The 20500-nt window shown below is 37.9% G+C and carries 4 protein-coding genes and 1 tRNA gene; 4 read left to right on the forward strand and 1 reads right to left on the reverse strand.

Annotated elements, in window-relative coordinates:
* Positions 1-541: 541 nt before the first annotated feature.
* From DCS95_RS15005 to DCS95_RS15020, 4 genes are all read left to right on the forward strand, one after another.
* On the forward strand, positions 542-18481 hold the full coding sequence (locus DCS95_RS15005) for a T9SS type B sorting domain-containing protein (protein WP_116771586.1): 17940 nt from the start codon (positions 542-544) through the stop codon (positions 18479-18481).
* Positions 18482-18498: 17 nt separating this feature from the next.
* The gene (locus DCS95_RS15010; RefSeq protein WP_456085616.1) at positions 18499-19449 is read left to right on the forward strand and encodes a PorP/SprF family type IX secretion system membrane protein; all 951 of its coding nucleotides are present in this window, start codon (positions 18499-18501) and stop codon (positions 19447-19449) included.
* Positions 19450-19494: 45 nt separating this feature from the next.
* Positions 19495-19866 carry a dihydroneopterin aldolase gene (gene folB, locus DCS95_RS15015; protein ID WP_116771587.1) on the forward strand — a complete coding sequence of 124 codons (372 nt, stop codon included), beginning with the start codon at positions 19495-19497 and terminating at the stop codon, positions 19864-19866.
* An 89-nt stretch (positions 19867-19955) separates the two neighbouring features.
* Positions 19956-20026 (forward strand) — tRNA-Cys (locus DCS95_RS15020).
* Positions 20027-20098: 72 nt separating this feature from the next.
* Here the strand turns inward: DCS95_RS15020 and DCS95_RS15025 are convergent.
* On the reverse strand, positions 20099-20497 hold the full coding sequence (locus DCS95_RS15025; RefSeq protein ID WP_116771588.1) for a DoxX family membrane protein: 399 nt from the start codon (positions 20495-20497) through the stop codon (positions 20099-20101).
* Between the last annotated feature and the right edge of the window lie 3 nt (positions 20498-20500).

The raw sequence follows: 20500 nt of genomic DNA on the forward strand, positions 1-20500 counted from the left end.
ATTTATTCAAAATGTTGATGTGGAAAAATGACCATCTCATTGGCCACCTTGAAAACAGTTTAGGTAATTCAACTAATAGATAGCACCATTTTTAAACACAAATTTTAAAGTGTTCTATGCTTGATGTTTAAAAATATTTAGTCAAAACCGTGTAATTTATTCTCTCCTTTCAATGGACTTTAAGGAGTTAATAATGAATGAAAAAGTGCTTTATATTTAGTTAAATACCACCTATTGAATCAACCGGTTTTGGCTTTAGACGAAGCAAGTGAACAATTGAAAATTGGTTTAGAATTTATTTAAAATCACTCCTTTCAATACATTTTTAAAGTCTTGCCGATGTGTGTATTATCGTTGAAATGCACACTTTTTCATAAAAACAAACCCATTTTATTTGATGTTTCACAACAGAAAACATCGTTACCACAACATTAAATTCTTCACGTAACTTCTAAGGTTAATATTTGTTAATGGAGAATTCCCCAGTGTAACGATACAAGATCAATGTCGAATGAGAGGAATGCTTCAACAATTTTAGCACATGATAGAGCTGACCACATTTTTAGATTTCACCAAACACATTTCTCTTATGGGAAAACATTACTCAAAATGTTTATTTTTCATTTTATTCTTAGCGTTGGGTTTACAAACCGCAGTTGCTCAGGTTAAAAATGATTTCGACGTTCGTTACGAAGCAGATATCAGAGGTGATCTCACTTTTATAGCAAATAGTATTGTAGCTCCTCAAATTGACCCTTATTGCGAGGGCAGAAGAAGAAATAGAATATGTTATCCTGGCCAAACCCCCAATGACCCATATAATTTGACAGGTTCTGGTTCAGATTACAATGACAATCTAGATATGCAGTATATTGATATCGACGGTGATAATTCTACATTTAGCTCGAGTAGTGCAAATTTAGAAATACCTGATGTCGATTGTGCCTTAGTACGATATGCTGGTTTGTATTGGTCTGCAGTATATGTGAATTCCGATAGAAGTAATATTGACGATATTAAATTTAGAATTCCAGGTGAGGCATATCAAGATATTACTGCAGATGAAATAATATTTGATGGCGATGGTGATGCTGATTTTGGGTACTACAGTCCCTATGCTGCTTATAAAGATGTAACAGATATCGTTTCCGGGATGACAAATCCGAACGGAGAGTATTTTGTTGCCAACGTAAGAGCAAGTACAGGCAGTAATATTTCTGGTGGTATTTCTGGTGGTTGGAAAATGGTTGTTGTTTATGAAAACCCAAACTTACCGGGTGATAAATTTATTACAACTTTTGATGGTTATGCAGGTGTTAAATCTGGAGAGAGCATTGATATTCCAGTAAACGGTTTTACAACACTTCCAGCACCTTTTCCTGTATATGCTAATATGGGTGTTGCAGCTTTAGAAGGGGACAATAGAATTGGTGGTGATGCTTTGCAAATTAATGCGAACGGATCGTTTACCACGTTATCGAATGGACAGAATCCGGCAGATAATTTCTTTAATTCTAGTATTACTCAGTTTGATGCTCATTTTACAGCTAGAAACCCAAATAGTATAAATACTAACGGATGGGATGTTGACCTATTTGAAATTCCGAATGGAGGTGCTAGTAATACCGTAATTCCAAATGGTTCTACAAGTGCTATTTTAAGAGCCAGTTCCTCACAAGATAAATATGATATTTTCTTTACTTCTTTTGATGTAGATATTATCGCGCCTAACATTGTATTGGAGAAAAGAGTTCAAACTCCTGGTGGTGTAGATATTACAGGTCAAGGGGTGAACTTAGGCCAAACATTGGATTATGTACTGACATTTGAAAATATCGGTAATGACGATGGAATTAATTATACGATTAGAGATGTATTACCAGTTAACGTTTCTCCACCTGATGGACGAAGCTTTTTTAATGATACTGATTTTTCTTTTCCTGCACCAATATGTACTGGCTCACCTAGAACATGTTATGAAATTACGTATACCTATAATCCAGCGACTAGAGAAATAGTTTTTGATATTCCAGATGTTTATGTAGAAGATGAAGATGGTGAATATTCTATTGTTTTTAGAGTTCAGGTCGCAGAAAATTGTTTTGATTTTATAGATGCTTGTTCTGATTTAATTGAGAATTTGGCATATAGTTCTTACAGAGGTGAAAATAATTCTGCACAAGTAACCGATGACCCAAGTGTAACTGATTTTAATTCATGTGGATTTGTTGTTCCGGGAGCTACCAACTTCCTTTTAGATGATTTATCCGATTGTAATTTTCAAAGAACCATAGAACTTTGTGGTACAAGTACCATTCTAAATGCTGGTGATGGTTTTGATTCGTATGTATGGTACAGAGACACCAATAGTAATGGTGAAATTGATGCTACCGATGTTGAAATTAACGATGGTGATCCAGATAATGACCCTAGTACGCAAGTAGTAACACTTGTTGGTCAATATATAGTTGATAAAATTGTTGCCGATCCATGTAAAGGATTTAAAGAAATTATCAATGTAGAGCCTTTTGGTTCTGGTAATTTACCAAACCCAGTTACCGAATATTTCAATGAAGTAAATGGTGATGCTGACCCTAGTAATGACATTCCTGGTGAAATCGTTTTCTGTTCAGACGATAGCGCTTATTTACCTAAAATTTTCTTGTGCGGTATTAATGACACGCAACCACTAGCTGTTAATATTGTTGATGCGCAAAGTGTTACTTGGGAGATTTTAAATGAAGGTAGTTGTGGTGTTGATGTAGGTGAAGATTGTGCTAATAGAGCTCTCACTTGTTCTTGGACCGAAGTAGGTACCGGTAGTAATTATTTACTAAATGCACCAGGTGAATATAGACTTTCTGTAATCTATCAAAATGGATGTACTAGCAGCTTCTATTTCAAAGGTTTTCAGAACAACTTAGATTTAGAATTTGACAACAGAGATATTGTTTGTGATACCGATGGCAATATTACTATTACAAATCTTGGAAATGGGTATGGTTATCAATTGGTAGATAATGACACTAATAATGTTATTGTTCCATTTAGTGCTAACAACGGTCCAAGTTTTGATTTTGCTTCTGGTGAGAACGGTTCTTATAGAGTTGAGGTTACTCAATTAGATACAGACGGTGATCCAATTCAAGATGCATGTATTTTTTCTACTCCGGTTATAGGTATTAGAGAAAGAGCGGTAACATATGACGTAAGTGTAACTCCAGAGACGTGTTTCAACTTAGGTACTGTTACGCTACAGATTACAGATGCTGACCCACCTTATGCATTTGAACTTAGAAGAAATGATGGAGCCAATAGTGGCTTGGGAACTTTAATTGATAGTCAAGATGGCCATGCAGATAATAATTTCACATTTAATGATGTAAGTGCAGGAGATTACATCGCTTATATTTCTACCGATGATGGTTGTTCTTACAGTGAAGAGGTAACCATTGTTGACGAAAATGACTTGGAGCTAACTGCTAGGGTTTCTCAACATATTACTTGTAGAGAAGGTAATATTCTAATGGATTCAAATGGAGGAAGAACACCCCATACATATGCTGTTTGGTCTTATATTGATGAGTCGGGCACTTCTATTATTTCATATCCCAATTATTCTGATATACCTGCAACAAATTTTCAATCTAGTCAAATATTTGACATTTTAGATCCAGGAGACTATGTATTTGTGGTGTTAGATAGAAACGGTTGTTATAAGGAGTCCAATACCGTTAGTATTGAATTTCAACCTGCCGCTGAATTTGCTGCAACTACCGTTAATGATGTTTCATGTTTTGGTGAGTCAACAGGGAGTATTCAATTTAATTTAATAGATGATAATGGGTATCAATTGACTTTTTACCTCTATGATTCTAATGATGTTTTATTAGCAGAGAATTCCACTGGTGTTTTTCCAAACTTGGCTGATGATGACTATACTATTGTAATTAACCAAAGAAAAGGTAGCGCATCTTGTGATTACGAAGAGGATTATTCAATATCAGCGCCTAGCTCCTTATTAAGTGGAACTTCTGCATTAATTCAAGATTACACCTGTTTACAAGAGGGTATTATAGAAGCTCAAAATGTAACCGGTGGTACTGCACCTTATGAGTATAGTATAGACGGAATCAATTTTATTCCCGATACTACTATTAACGCTCATCGTTTTGAAAATTTAACCTATGGAACATATAATCTTGTAATTAGGGATGCCAATGGCTGTACTATTAGTACTGATGAAATAGTAATAGATAGACCTAACCCACCAACGGATTTAACCATTGTAGAATCTCAAATTACATGTCCTACAGGAACATCTAACTTAACAGTAAATGCAATTAATGGAACTTCACCTTACGTGTATTCCATTACTACACCTTCTGCCATTGGTCCAACAAGTACCTCAGGTAACGAAGCTGTTTTTGAAGGTTTAGCTCCTGACACTTATACCGTAAGAGTTACCGATGCCGATGGGTGTTTTTATGATGAAAATTATACGATAAATGCGATTAATCCAATATCGGCTAATGGAGAAACCACACAACCGATCAGTTGTTTCGGAGCTGCAGACGGCGTTATCCGATTTAATGTAAACTTCCAAGCAGGTCAAAACTTTACGTATACAATTACAGGTCCTGCAGGAGTTGAAAGAACCGGGGGTACTGAAGCTGTTATTGATAACATCAACAACTTAGCTGCCGGTATTTATACCATAGACATTGTAGATACAGATACCAACTGTACTTATTCTGCTACACATGAATTAGAAGGTCCGGCTTCGGCATTGACTATTTCTAGTTTAACTGAAATACAACCTAGTTGTACATCACAGGGTAGTGTAAGTGTTCTTGCCGATGGCGGATGGGGTAGTTATGTTTATACATTGAACAATCCAGATACTTCTGTATTTGGTTCTAATTCCACAGGCTCTTTTACAGGTTTAACCCAGTCTGGTACATATAACGGTACGGTAACAGATGCGAACAATTGTAGTATTCCTTTCACGTTCGATTTGGACGCTGCGGAACCACCTGTTCTAGTAATAACACCGAATCAAGATTGTTTTGATGATGCTGTATTATTGACCTTGACCGCTAGTGTATCATCTGGTGGAGATGGAACTTTTGAATATAGTTTAAATGGCGGTCCTTTTAGTACAACCAATGTATTTTCTGATCTTTCTTCAGGAACATATACGGTTGAGGTAAGAGATGGTAACAACTGTACAGATACAGAAAGTATTACTATAGACCCGGCATTAACGGTAACGGCAAGCGCAAGTAACATTACTGCCTGCAGCACCGATACCGATATAAATATTTCTGCAGCTGGCGGAGATGGTAATTATGTGTATGCGGTAGTAAATGATGGGGTAACCCCAAATGCGGGCGACTTTGACCCAAGTACCACTGTGACAGTTACTGGTTCAGGAGTATATGATGTATATGTAAGAGATAACAGTGGTAATGCTGATTTCTGTGAATCTTCATATGAGATTACAATAGACCAAGATGATGCATTAGCATTATCTATTTCCAATACAGATATACTTTGTAGTGGAGAAAATCAATCTACTTTAACTATAGTTGCTTCTGGTGGCGAGGGACCTTATACGTATAGTATTAATAATGGGGCAAATTATCAAACCCCAAATACTTTTAATAACCTTGGTGCAGGCACATATAATATTCGAGTAAGGGATGTAAATAATTGTGAGGTAGATGAAGCATATACCATTTCAGAGCCTTTTACACTTTCTGCATCTGCTGCGGTTACACAATTAATCGAATGTAACCCTACTGACGGGGCCGAGGTTAGAATTACAAATGCACAAGGTGGTACTATGCCGTATACTTATAGCTTTGATGGAGGTAGTACATATGATACCAGTGCAATAGGATATTTATTAGCGGGTTCACACACAGTGTACATACAGGATGCAAATAACTGTACGTTTCCAATGGATATTACAATTGAGCAAGCGCCAACCCCGCCTAATGTTGAACTTACTCCAGAAGTAGATTATTCTTGCGACGGTACAGGTATTGTAACTATAACTCCAGACAATCCTAACTTAGAATATACGTACTATCTTAATGGTTCGGTTAATACGCCTGGAGATTCAAATGTATTTACAGATGTTCCTGTGGGTACCCATACGATTGATGTTGATTATATTAGTAACACTCCACCGGCAAGAAGTGAATTATTAAGAGAAGATTTTGGTGTTGGACCAAATGTTTCTATTTCGCAGATCGATCCGTTATTTTGTTATGAACCACAAGATGGAACACCTAGTTCATGTCCTTCTTTTGGTACAGACACACATATTCAAGATGGTGAATATTCCGTAACAAATACAATTGTAAATCCATATAACTGGTTAGTACCAAATGAACAGTCAGGTGTTGCAAACGGAAGATATTTGGCAATTAATATTGGAGGTGTAGCAGGAGCAAATGGAATTGTCTATGCTAAAAGAGGTGTTGAAGTTATACCTAATAGAGACATTACCATTTCCTTAGATATTTTCAATTTAAAATATGTTGGCTCAACTGGTGCAGATGCAAATTTGGATATTCAATTGGTAGATTCTTCGGGGAATGTGATTACTAATTTGGTAACTGGAGAAGTACCTAAAAGTACAGACCCGGATATTTGGGAAAATTATATTCTAACCTTAAATCCTGGTGCAGAAACAAATTTGGATATTGTAATAAGAACAATAGGCACCGCAACTCAAGGTAACGATGTAGTTATTGATAATATACTTGCCTTCCAAACCCCTGAGCAATGCTCTCAAACAGTATCTATTGACGTTACTATTGAAGATGGTTATGCTTTTGAAGCGAACCTACTTTCTTCCGAAGATTTGGATTGTAACGGTGATAACTCTGGTTCGATAACTTTTGAAGTAGATAACTATGGGGCAAGCGGATTTGAATATAGTTTAGATAATTTTGCCAGCACATTGGGTAGTACTACGGTATCACCTCAAACAATTTCAGGACTTTCAGCAGGCACTTATAGAGTATATGTTAGGGATGCAGCGAGTTCTTTACCTGGTTGTACTACATTTTTTGACCATACTATTAATGAACCAACATTAGTAGTTGCAGATGCAGATCTTACACAAGATTATACGTGCAACAATGGTGGTGCAGAAATTACAGCAAGTGCAACAGGTGGTACGCCAGGGTATGAGTATCAATTAGAAGATACTTCTGGCGGTATTTTAACCGCATACCAAACGAATACAGTTTTTAGTGGCTTATCGGCAGGAACTTATAATGTTCGTACTAGAGATGCCAATGGATGTTCGGATTTAATTGATACCCCTATTGTAGTTACGGCTCCAGAAACTCCGGCTTTCACTTTACAGGAAACTATTTGTTATAGTGGTAGTAATGATGCTACTATTGTCGTAAATGTTACAGCTGGTAATGGAGACTATCAGTTTAGAATTAATGGAGGATCTTATGTAACCCCAGCTCCAATAGATGCTACAACGTATACTTTTACAGGTCTTTCAAATGGTACTTATACCATAGAAGTAACAGATGCTTTTGGTTGTGATGCTCCGGCTCAAACGGTAACCATCGAACAACAAGTTACGGTTAGCGCAAGTGCCAGTACAATTACAGCATGTGGCACCGATAGTGAAATTAATATTACCGCTGCAGGTGGTGATGGTAATTACGTTTATGCAGTGGTTACAGATGGAACAACACCAAATGCGGGCGATTATTCGGCTACGAATACGGTTACTGTTACGGGTGCTGGAGATTACGATGTTTATGTTTTGGATAACAATGGAGGAGCAGATGCGTGTCCTGCAATGTATGATATAAATATTGCTCAAGATGCTCCTGTAGCAGCAATACCAACAGTTGTAGATGTTACTTGTTTTGGTGGTAATAATGGTAGTATTTCTTTAGCTGCTAGTGGTGGTGAGGCTCCTTATACGTATAGTATTGATGGTGGTGCAAACTTCGGGTCTGTAAGTTTATTCAATAATCTTACTGCAGGTACTTATGATGTAAGAGTAAGAGATGTTAACGATTGTGAGCTTATCTTATCTGTTTCTGTTGATGAATTACCTGAAATAGTGGCAGAAAGCGAACAAACAGAAGATTATACCTGTAATCAATTAGCAGAGATCACTGTTGGCGGTGTAACACCTACAACTGGCGGTTCTGGTTCATATCAATACAGTTTAAACGGTGGTACTTGGACTATGGCTACTACTGGAGGAACGGTTTTCACAGGATTGACCGACGGTACGTATACAGTTCAGGTTAGGGATGCTAACAATACAGGTTGTGTTGTTGACCTGCCAAATATCGTAATAGCACCTTTACCAACAGAACCATCTTTAAGCAGTAATATTGATTACAGTTGTGATGGAACAGGAATAATTACAATACTCCCAAATGATGCATCGTATGCATACAGCATTGATGGTAATACGCCTCAAATTGGTAACAATGTATTTAATAACGTAGCAGTTGGTCAACATACTGTTACTGTAAACTATGGTAGTGATTGTACAACGGATATTATTGTAGATGTTCAAGATGGCAATGCTTTTGAAGCCGCAATTTTATCTCATGAAGATTTAGATTGTAATGCCGATAATTCTGGCACCATAACTTTTGAAGTCGAGAATTTTGGAGCAGGTGGTTATGAGTATAGCTATGATAGTGCTTTTACAACTATTGAAGGTAGCGATACGCTAGCAACACATCAAATAACAGGTTTGGCTGCAGGTAGTTATACTATTTACATAAGGGATGTTGACAACCCAATTGCTGGTTGTACTGAAATGCTAACTCAAATTATTGATGAGCCTGCAGTTTTAATGGTTTCTAATACGCCAACACAGCCCACATGTATTGATGATGGTGCTGTTGATATTACGGTAACAGGTGGAACTTCGGCATATTCTTATGTAATAGAACTTCCAGATGGCTCCAATACGGCTTCACAAAGCACGGGGGTATTTACAGGTTTGGATCAATTAGGTTTACATACAATTACGGTTACCGATGCTAATGGTTGTACCGAAACAGATACATTTACATTAGTAGCCCCTGCTACTCCGGTTGCAAGTATTTTACCTAGTTCAGATGTATGTTTTAATTCTTCCGTATCAGGATCGGCCACAATTGAGGTCGGCGCTACTAGCGGTGTTGCTCCTTATACGTATAGAATGGGTACGGGTACATTTACAACATCAAACACCTTTACAAATCTAACTCCTGGTAATTATACTTTTGAAATTAGAGATGCCAATGGTTGTACAGATACAGTAACTTTTGATGTTGAACCTCAATTAACGGCAACGCTTACATTAGATAAAGATTTAGACTGTACAGTATCACCAGATGCAGTCATGAATTTAGTGACTAATGGTGGTTATGCTCCTTATACGTATGAGTTAGATGTAAATAGCGGTGGTTATACCGCTTTTACCGGAACATTTCCATATGCCACTTCTACAGCGGGTACGTACAGGTTTAGAGTAACTGATAACCAAGGTTGTACTGCCGTTTCTAACATAGTTACGGTTACACCAACAGTAAACCCTGTTGCTGGCGAAACTGTTACGAACCCTACTTGTTTTGGTGATTCTAATGGTATCGTTGAAATTAACGTTGATCCTAATTTTGGGTCATCACCGTATGAAATTAATTTTAATGGTAGTGCTTTTACAAGTCAAAGAGTGTATACCGGTTTAGTCGCTGGCACATATAATTATATTGTAAGGGATTCTAAAGAATGTATTTATAATGGCAGCGCAACTGTTGTTGACCCTGTATTGTTTGATGCCAATGTTGTAGCTACTGATGTTAGTTGTGGTGCAACTGGTGATATACCAGGTAGTATTGAAATTACGATTACAAGTGGTGGGGTGCCTAATTTTACGTATACCCTATATGATAATCTTAATAATGTTGTTCCTACGACAGGGCCAAACCCCGTTGTAAACACGACAGCAACTACGGTAACTTTTGACGGTTTAGCTTTCGGAGACTACTATGTTCGTGTATTGGATGCCAATGGTTGTGAGTATTACGAGAATCCGGTTAGGGTTTTGTCTAGTCCATATTTATCGGTTGATCCGGTTTTAATGCCAGTTAGTTGTATAGCTGGTGGTACCGCTGAACTTACCGCAAGTGGAGGTTCAGGAAACTACGATTTTACTATTTATGGTACAGGAACCGCACCAGATGCTGAGGCGGCGGGTGCTACGGCTGATGAGGAAGTTGCCACGTACAACGGACTAAACCCTGGTGCTAGTTATGTTTTTCAAGTGATCGACACGACAACAGGATGTTCTAGTTTTGTTGAAGTTGATATTCCTAATGTATCTGCTATTGATGTAGTTGCAGATCCAACGGTAACAGATGTTTCTTGTTATGGAGATACAGATGGGTCTATTTCTTTCCAGTTTGAAGAATATGATCCTAATGTAACAATTATAAATTATGAAATAAGAGAAAGCATTAGCAACATACCATTGGGTGGTCCATATTCTGGTAGTGTTACAGGTCCAATAGGTCCTGGTCCAACTCCTTTGGAAACAGTATCAAATATTCCTCCGGGAGATTATGTATTATTTTTCCAAGAAGCAACTACACCAGAATGTACAAATACATATGAATTTAGAATATTAGAACCTAATCCGGTTACGTTGACTTTGGCGGATCAAAATAACGGTTACTGCTCTGAAGATGCTAATGTAACCGTAATTGCAGGCGGTGGAAATGGTTCTTATACGTATGCCTACGTTGAAAATGGTGTTCCTCCTGTTGCTGGTGACTATGTTACTAGTAACTATGCGGAATTAGACCCTTCGGTTAATACTGAATGGGATATTTATGTGATGGACGGTAACGGTTGTTCTACGGCGCTACCATTAGATGTTACTATTGCAGACGATCCAACTCCAGCTATTTCTGGTTTGGTTATTAACCAATGTACTGCAGATGAGGGTGACTTTATTATAGAAATTACGTTAGACGGAGAAGGGTCTCAACCATATACACTTAGTTTAAACAGCGGTTCATACCAGTCTTCTACTTTAACTACTGCAGGGACTACACATCAGTTTACCGACTTAAGTTCTGGTAATTACACTGTTCAAGTACGTGATTTTAATGGATGTGGAAATATAGAAAACATTGAAATCTTTGCACCAACATCTATCATTGCCGAGGTTACAACCCAACCTTCATGTACAGAGGGAGATGGTGAGATTATAATTACAGCCTATGGTGGTTCTACTTTCTATGAATATGAATTATTCGATAATGGAGGAGTTAGCGTAGCTGGCGGACCTCAACCATCACCAATTTTTACAGGATTGGATTCAGGTACTTATACCGCCCATGTATATGATACAGTTCTAGGAGGTTGTACCGCTCAAACAGATGTTGAATTGGAATTGGCAACCCCTGTTTTATTTACAACGGATATTACCGATGTAACCTGTTTTGGAGATACTGATGGGTCTATAGTTGTAGAACTTGATGCTTCAATGGATAATCCTCCATATGTGTATCAATTATTTATAGAGACGGCTCCCTCGGTATTGACACCGGTTGGCGTACCACAAACATCTACTATATTTAACAATTTAGGCGCAAACGATGATTATGTTGTTAGGGCTACTTCTGCTCGTGGTTGTGAATTAGAAGTTGACAGTCCAGTAGGTACCCCGTTACAAATTACGAACGTAAATGCAGATGTTGTTGAGTTTGGTTGTACCGTAGGTAATAATGATAATAATGCTACAATAACCGTTGATACGGCAGCAATTACTGGAGGTAGTAATACCTATGTAACATATGAATTTATTGATAGCAGCTCTGCCGTAGTACAATCTGGTTCATCGAATGTCTTAATGGTTACAGATAGAACGGGCGAGACATACACTATTAATGTGTATGATGACAACGGTTGTTCGGGCAGTACAACAGCTACTGTGCTTCCGTATGACGAATTAACAGGAGCAACGGCAGCAGTGACCAATACGGTTACTTGTGCACCGGGTGGTGATGGTGAAATTACCGTAACGGCAACATCTACAGCTAGTGATAGTTCTAAATTCGAGTATAGCATTGATAATGGTGTAACTTACCTTTCTACCAATGTTTTTGGCGGATTGTCTGCTGGAAACCATAACTTCTTGATAAGACATACCGATACGGGTTGTATCGTAACTGCTTCGGCTAGAATTGAAGAGCCAAACACGTTTACGATCGATGTTGTAAAAACAAGTGATGTTATTTGCTTTGGAACAGATACCGGTGAAGTAACTTTTGAATTGATAGATGCTACGTATAACACAGGTTTCGATTGGGAAATTTTCCGTACCGATCATACTTCTGTTCTTAGTGGTTCTGAAGCTGCGAACGGTCCTACACCAATAATTAATTTAGGTGTTGGTGAATACTATGTTTCTATTTCACAAACCAACAATCCATTCTGTACCAATGTTGAATTTTTCAATATTGCAGGTCCTGATGCTGATATATCAGGAAATACTGTGGTAACTGACATAACATGTGTTCCTGGAAATGATGGTACCATAACCATTACCGATGTTGTTGGTGGATGGGGCGGTTATACTTACTTTGTTGACACTGTAGCTCCAACATTACCTACTGATTTCGTAGCAGATGCTTCTTTCACAGGATTGGTTGCGGGTACATACCAAGCTTGGGTGCGTGACGCAGAAGGTTGTGAGCAATTAATACAAGATAACATTGTTCTTGATGTTCCTGATCCAATTGCGGCGACATTACAAGTGAACATTGAGAATTGTACAAACTTACAGGGAGAAATAGAAGTTAGTGTGCCAACTGGCGGACAAGGAAGTAACTATACCTACCAATTGGTAATGGATAGGTCTAATTTCCGAGCTCCGCAGAACACTAGAGTTTTCTCAGGATTAGGAGCTGGTGAATATGAAGTAATTGTATCGGATCAATGGGGATGTTCATTTACAACTGCTCCAGTAGAATTATACGAACAGTTAAGTGCAACTACTACGGTAGACAAGGCTATTGATTGTACGGGTACACCAGGTGGTACTATCACTATCAATGTAACCGGTGGTTCTACAAACCTAGAGTTTATAATGACACCTCCAACAGGAGCTGCGGTTACGCAAACCAATAATGCAACATTTACTGACTTAACCGATGACGGAACATATAGTTTCTTAATAAGAGATTTAGATACTACAAATCCTGTTTGTGAAATTACGGTAACGCAGGAATTGGCTCCTGCTATTCAGCCGGTATTTACAGATTCGCATATAGATATTACTTGTTTTGGAGCTAACGATGGGTCAATTACTTTGACACAAGTTGAAAATGGAGTAAATCCGTTAACTTTTACGATATCTCCAGTAGCAGGAACGTTCAATGCAAGTAATAATACATTTGAAGGCTTACCTCCAAATACATACGTTGTAACGGCAACAGGAACTAACGGTTGTAGTACTGCATCGGGTAACATTGTAATAGATGAACCTGCAGTAATATCGAACATAGATACTACAGTTGTAGAATTTGGTTGTACTGCTGGTAATAACCCTAACAATGCTACAATAACAGTTGACGAGACTGCCATAACCGGTGGTAGCGGTAACTATGTAATCTATGAATTTGTGGATAGCAGTTCGGCTGTGGTACAATCTGGTGCATCAAATGTATTGGTGGTTACAAATAGAGCAGGTGATACCTATACTATCAATGTTTATGATGACAAGGGTTGTTCTGGTAGCACAACAGCTACTGTTCTTCCTTTTGATGAAATTACCGATATAGACGCTTCGGTTTCAAATACGGTTACATGTGCTCCAGGTAGCGATGGCGAAATTACGGTAGTGGTAACATCTACCTTAAGCGACCCAACTAGGTTCCAATATAGTATTGATAATGGTACCAACTACCAAGCTTCTAACGTGTTCGGTAGTTTGTCTGCAGGATCGTATACGATATTGGCAAGACATATAGATACAGGTTGTGTGGTTTCTGTTGCAGAAACTATAGAAGAACCAAATACATTTACCATCGATGTAGTTAAAACAAGTGATGTTATATGTTATGCTACGGCAACTGGTGCAGTAAACTTTGAGTTAGTCGATGCAACCTACCCTGGCGGATTTACTTGGACTATTTATGACACTGAGGGAACATTAGCAGATACTAGTGATGATACGGTTGTTGTTTCTGGTTCAGAAGCAACAACAAATGGACCTACAGCAGATATTGACTTATTTGCAGGTAGTTACTATGTTTCTATTACACAAGACAACAACCCTTTCTGTACAAATACAGAAGCGTTCACTATTAACGGTCCTACAGCTGATATTAGCGGATCTACGGTAGTGACAGATATTACTTGTGTGCCTGGAAATGATGGTACTATAACCATTACTGATGTAGTTGGTGGTTGGGGTGGCTATACATATTTTGTAGGCACGAGTGTTCCTGCAACAACAGATTTTGTAGCTGATGCTTCGTTTACAGGTTTAGTTGCTGGTACTTACCAGGCGTGGGCACGAGATTCTGAAGGTTGTGAGCGATTAATTCAAGATAATATTGTTCTTGATGTTCCAGACCCTATTGCGGCAACTTTACAAGTTAACCAAGAAAATTGTACAAATTTACAGGGTGAGATTGAAGTGAGCCTTCCAACTGGCGGACAAGGAAGTAACTATACCTATCAATTAAGATTAAACGGTTCCGATTTCCGTGCTCCTCAGAACACAAGAGTATTCTCAGGACTTGGAGCGGGTACTTATGACGTGTTTATTACAGATCAATGGGGTTGTACATTCACTACTCCGGCTGAAATACTTTATGAACAAATGGACGTTTCTACCACAGTAGATAAGTCTATTGATTGTACGGTGACTCCGGGTGGAGAAATAACGGTTAATGTAACTGGTGGCTCTACAAACCTTGAGTTTGAAATGACAACTCCGTTAGGTAGCGTTGTAACTCAAACAACAGGTGTATTTACAAACTTAACTGAGGCAGGAACATATTCCTTCGTAGTTAGTGATTTAGATACTACGAATCCAGTTTGTGAAAGAACGGTAACGCAAGTTCTAGATGCGCCAGTAGCACCAGTATTATTAGATGCAACTATCGTAAACGTAAGTTGTTTTGGAGATTCGAATGGTAGTATTAGAGCCAATATTGACCCAAGTACAGACGATAATCCTATATATCAATATGAACTATACGATATTGCTGACTTGGTAACACCAATCGTACCTGCTCAAAACGATCCTTTGTTTACAGGTTTAGCGGCAGGTGAGTATCAAGTAAGAGTAATATCTAGTAGAGGTTGTGATGCTGTTAAAAATGAGACAATCACTGAACCTACACAATTAACAGTATCTGCTACGGCAACGGAATTTAATTGTGCGGCTGATAACAGTGTAAATACTGCAACTATAACAGCAACAGCTGGTATAGGTACAGGAACCGCACCATATTTATACAGTATTGACAATGTTATTTTCCAAGCGTCAAATACATTTAACGTTACGGATGATGGAAGCGTACAAAATATAGATGTGTATGTAAAAGATGCCAATGGTTGTACCACTTTCGATACCGTTACAATTCAACCTATAAATACATTTACGGCTACAACAGCTCAAGATGTCGAAATTACATGTACCAACGATGAAAGAATAACAATTTCAGTAGTTGATAATGGTTTGGCTCATAACTATGTATATGAGTTGTTACCAATAGGAAATACATCGGCTACATTGGTAAGTTCAACTGCTACTTCAGCAACGTACGATTTAGATACCGTTGGCTCTTATGTATTTAGAGTTACTGATACAGATACAGGTTGTTATGTTAATACAACTAGTTATACCGTTGCTCCATTCGATTTTATAACAGCAACAGCTACTGCGGTATCTGAAGTTACATGTTTTGGTGAAGCAAACGGAAGTTTAGAAATTGATATTGATGGGTATACGGGTAATTACACATACGAAGTATTCAATGCTGCAGGTACATCGATTATAACTTCTACGGCAACGGATACGAGTGTCAATCCTAGAACAATAACAGGTCTTTCAGGTGGTAGCTATTATGTAACCATCACAGAAACCGATGTTCCTTTCTGTTCTGAAGATACCAATTTGGTTACTATTATTTCGCCGGATATAGCGTTAAGCGGAGTAGTAACTCCATTGGCGGAAGCAACTTGTACCGATGACCAAGGTGTTATTAGAGTTGAAGTTGAAGGCGGGTATAAACCATATGATATTGTATTGACAAATACTACAACAGGCGATGCATATAACATGGATAATGTTAATGAAGGTATTTTCACAGGATTGGCTGCTGGTGATTTCTCAATTAGCATTACTGATGACGCCGGATGTATTGTAAATTATACTGAAACATTAACGCCAGCAACACCGATAGTGGCTAATGCAACTCCGCTTGTAACAGACCTAGCTTGTTACGGTGATACGGGAGCTGTTGTTACTGCAAATGTAACTGGTGGCGGTAGTGGTACGTATAGTTATCAGTTGAATTTCTATAATGAAACAGGTACTACGATTACAGCGACCACTGGTGAACAAACCAATCCTAGTTTTACAGATTTAGGCGCAGGTTTCTATAGTGTAACCGTAGTCGATGGGTGGAACTGTGATACTACAACGAATATTGTTGAGGTAAGAGAGCCAACTGAAGTACAGGCGAGTTTAATTAGAACTGATGCATTGACCTGTACTACTGGTGCTGAGTTTGAACTTACTGCCACAGGTGGTAGTGGAACTTATGAGTATAGTGTTGATAATATCAACTTCTTGCCTATGACCAGTAATCCTTTAGGATTGCCTGAAACTGGAATGTATCCGGCTGGTAGATACCAATTTTATATTCGTGATGCAATCAATGGTTGTGAGTCTGCTGTTTCAAATGCAATTACAGAAAGCGAGATTCCTGCTTTAGAATTAACAGTTGACACCTCTGCTGCGGTACTGAACTGTACAGGTGAAAGCACGGCTATCATTTATGCAACTGCAGATGGCGGATTAGGAAACTACCAATATGAATTGTTTACCGATAGTTCTTTAAGCGTAGCTTCTAGAATTGCAGGTCCTCAGTCTCAAGGTGTATTTAGAGATTTGGGTGCAGGTACGTATTATGTAACTGTTGTTAGTGAAGATTGTACTACAGCACCTGAAGAGGTGATCATTATAGAGCCAACTCCATTGTCATACACAGACATCGTCGTGGATATTACGTGTGCTGGTGAAGATAACGGTGAAATTACGGTTACGCTTTCTGGTGGAGCTGGTGGTTATCAATATGCTATTTCACCAAACTTGAATCAGTTCTATGATGAAAATACATTTACTGATCTAGCTCCTGGTGAGTATACGATAATTGCACAAGATCAAAATGGTTGTTTCGAATACTTGACATATACTATTTCTGAGCCATCTAGTTTGGCAGTTGAAGTGGAAACTACACCAGAAATTTGTGTAGATAGTCAAGACGGTACTATAATCCTAGATATTACAGGTGGTACTGCACCATATAGCACAGCACTAAATTCAAATAGCGATGAAGATTTTGTGTTGAACAGAACAGAATTCTATAATATGGCTGCTGGAAATTATCTAATCGTAATTAAAGATGCCAACGGTTGTGATACTAACGTAGTGGTAGATATTGAAGCGGGAGTTAACCTAAATGCTACGGTTGATCCGGTCTACGAATGTACCGGTGATACTCCAGATAACTATGTAAATATTACGCTTGAAGACGATAGCGTAATTGGAGATGTATTATATGCGATAGATTCTGTTGACCCTGCTGATCTTCAGTTGAATCCCGACTTTAGAAATACGGCACCGGGTAACCATTACATCACTATTGCCCATGCTAACGGATGTTTTGTAACCATCGACTTTGTTATTGAGGCATTTGAGCCATTGACCTTAGAACTGGAACAAAACAACATGAATGAAATAACGGCTGTTGTTGAAGGTGGTAGAGAAGGTTATACCTACTATTTCGATGGTATTGATAATGGCGATAGCAATACTTTCTATATCACAAGAACAGATACCTATGAAGTTCGTGTGGTAGATGAGAACGGTTGTTCTACCGTTGCAAATATATTTATGGAGTTCATAGACATTGAATTGCCTAATTTCTTTACCCCTGACGGCGATGGACAGAACGATTTATGGATCCCTAGAAACATTGAACAATACCCAGAAATACTAATAAAAATATTTGATCGTTATGGTAGAGTGGTTTCTGAACAATCTGTTGATTCTGAAGGTTGGGACGGAACTTATTTAGACAATGAATTGCCAACGGGAGACTACTGGTATGTAGTGAAACTGAATGGCGAAAGAGATGAAAGAGAATTTGTTGGACATTTTACCCTATACCGTTAAAAACTTAACCTAAAATGATGATGCGGAACAGTCTATTGACACTGGTATTATTTATAAGCGTGCTCTCCGTAAGAGGGCAAGAACTTACAATACCTCAACTATCACAATATCTTGCCGATAACCCCTTTGTAATGTCCCCAACTTACGCTGGTATCGGTGACCATGTTAAAATAAGGCTAAATGGCCTTACTCAGTGGGTAGGTATTAAAGATGCACCAGATACCCAATCTCTTGCTGCAGATATGCGACTTGGAGAAAAATCAGGTATTGGTATGGTGCTTTACAACGATAGTAACGGAGAAACAAAACAACAGGGAGCAAGACTATCTTTTGCACACCACTTGACTCTAGATCGTTATGATGATGAGTTCTTATCGTTTGGTTTATCCTATAATTACAATCAATTTAGAATAGACAACTCTAATCCAGAATTAATAGCCGATCCTGCTTATGTAGGTGATAAAGCTACTACGAACCATAACTTTGATATTGGAGTGTTGTATAGGTATGATAAGTTTTACTTCAGTGCCAATGCATCTAATATATTAGATAAGGATTTAAGTAATTTCAACGAGTTGTACGAGCCTAATAGATTAAGAAACTACTATGTCTATACGGGTTACAGATACATGAAGAAGAGAACTAGTAAAGTAGAGATAGAGCCTTCTGTACTGTTTCAGTTATTTGAAAGTGATGGTCGCTCTGTTACCGATTTAAACTTAAAATTCAGATTTTATGATTTTGAGGATTATTTCTACGCTGGTGTAAACTATCGTTTCTTGAATGATCAAATAGGAAACCCACTATATATAGCTCCTATAGCCGGTTTAAAGAAAAGTAATTTTTATTTTGGATATTCTTACCAAGTAATCTTAAACGAACTACTTGGTTATAGTTCTGGTACCCATGTTATCACTTTAGGTGTAGACTTGTTTCAAGGTATCAGTAATTGTCGTTGTACATACTAATGCTTTGTGGAGAATCATTAAATTTGTGCTCCAGACAAAAGACTAATGGGTAAGGTACAATTAGAGAATATTAAAGCATACGCCCATCATGGGTGCTTGCCACAAGAAACGAACATCGGCAGTGATTATTTGGTCAATGTTTCCGTAGATACGAATTTGCTAAAAGCTTCTGTTTCCGATGAATTAAAGGACACTGTAGATTATGTTCACATCAACAGAATTGTAAAGCAAGAAATGGCAATACCTTCCAAACTGCTGGAACACGTAGCCAAAAGAATCATAGACAGAATATTTACTGAATTACCTACCGTGGCCAATGCAATGGTTTCGGTTTCTAAAATAAATCCGCCAATAAATGGCGATGTTGAAAAGGTAACTGTATCATTGAATTTACAACGCGGACAAACGGTTAACTAAATTCTTCTACCTTAAAAATAATATAATTTCTTGGTTGTGAATGCAGCTTAGATTGGTAGAATTGTTTATTTTTGCTCTCGCTAAAAAATGGCATCGTGGCCGAGTGGCTAGGCAGAGCTCTGCAAAAGCTTGTACAGCGGTTCGAATCCGCTCGATGCCTCAAAAAACCCTCCTATTTGGAGGGTTTTGTTTTTTATAGATATCCGTTTGTAGTTCTAAAAGGCACTTTATATTAAGACTGAAGTAAAAAGACCAACAGTATGGTGGGAATAAAATAAACTGCAATAGTTTTAGCACCCTCATAATCTTTGGCTATTCTTTGACCAAATAATAACATCAATAGCGTTATACTCGATAGTATTGCACCGTACATTGCAAATACGGTATCACCAGAATTTAAAATTTGGTAAATTCCTATTACACATAATATACCGGCAACAACTTCTGTTACCAATATAATACCCACTAGTAACGGAACTATATTTTTAAAAGGTGTTTTAGAAAAATGCTCTTTAAGCCAAGATATATTACCGTTCCAATCGGTAATTTTATCAAAACCGCTTTGCAAAAAGGTTATGATTAAAAATAATAGCAATAAAACTTCGGTAGCATTGTTCAATAATATTTTCATTGT

Origin of the sequence: Maribacter litoralis (assembly GCF_003075045.1) — a bacterium.
Classification (GTDB): domain Bacteria; phylum Bacteroidota; class Bacteroidia; order Flavobacteriales; family Flavobacteriaceae; genus Maribacter; species Maribacter litoralis.

Excerpts from the sequence above, each read along its gene's own strand:
- folB (WP_116771587.1), top strand. The coding sequence starts at position 19,495 with ATGGGTAAGGTACAATTAGAGAATATTAAAGCATACGCCCATCATGGG.
- DCS95_RS15025 (WP_116771588.1), bottom strand. The coding sequence starts at position 20,497 with ATGAAAATATTATTGAACAATGCTACCGAAGTTTTATTGCTATTATTT.
- DCS95_RS15010 (WP_456085616.1), top strand. The coding sequence starts at position 18,499 with ATGATGCGGAACAGTCTATTGACACTGGTATTATTTATAAGCGTGCTC.
- DCS95_RS15005 (WP_116771586.1), top strand. The coding sequence starts at position 542 with ATGATAGAGCTGACCACATTTTTAGATTTCACCAAACACATTTCTCTT.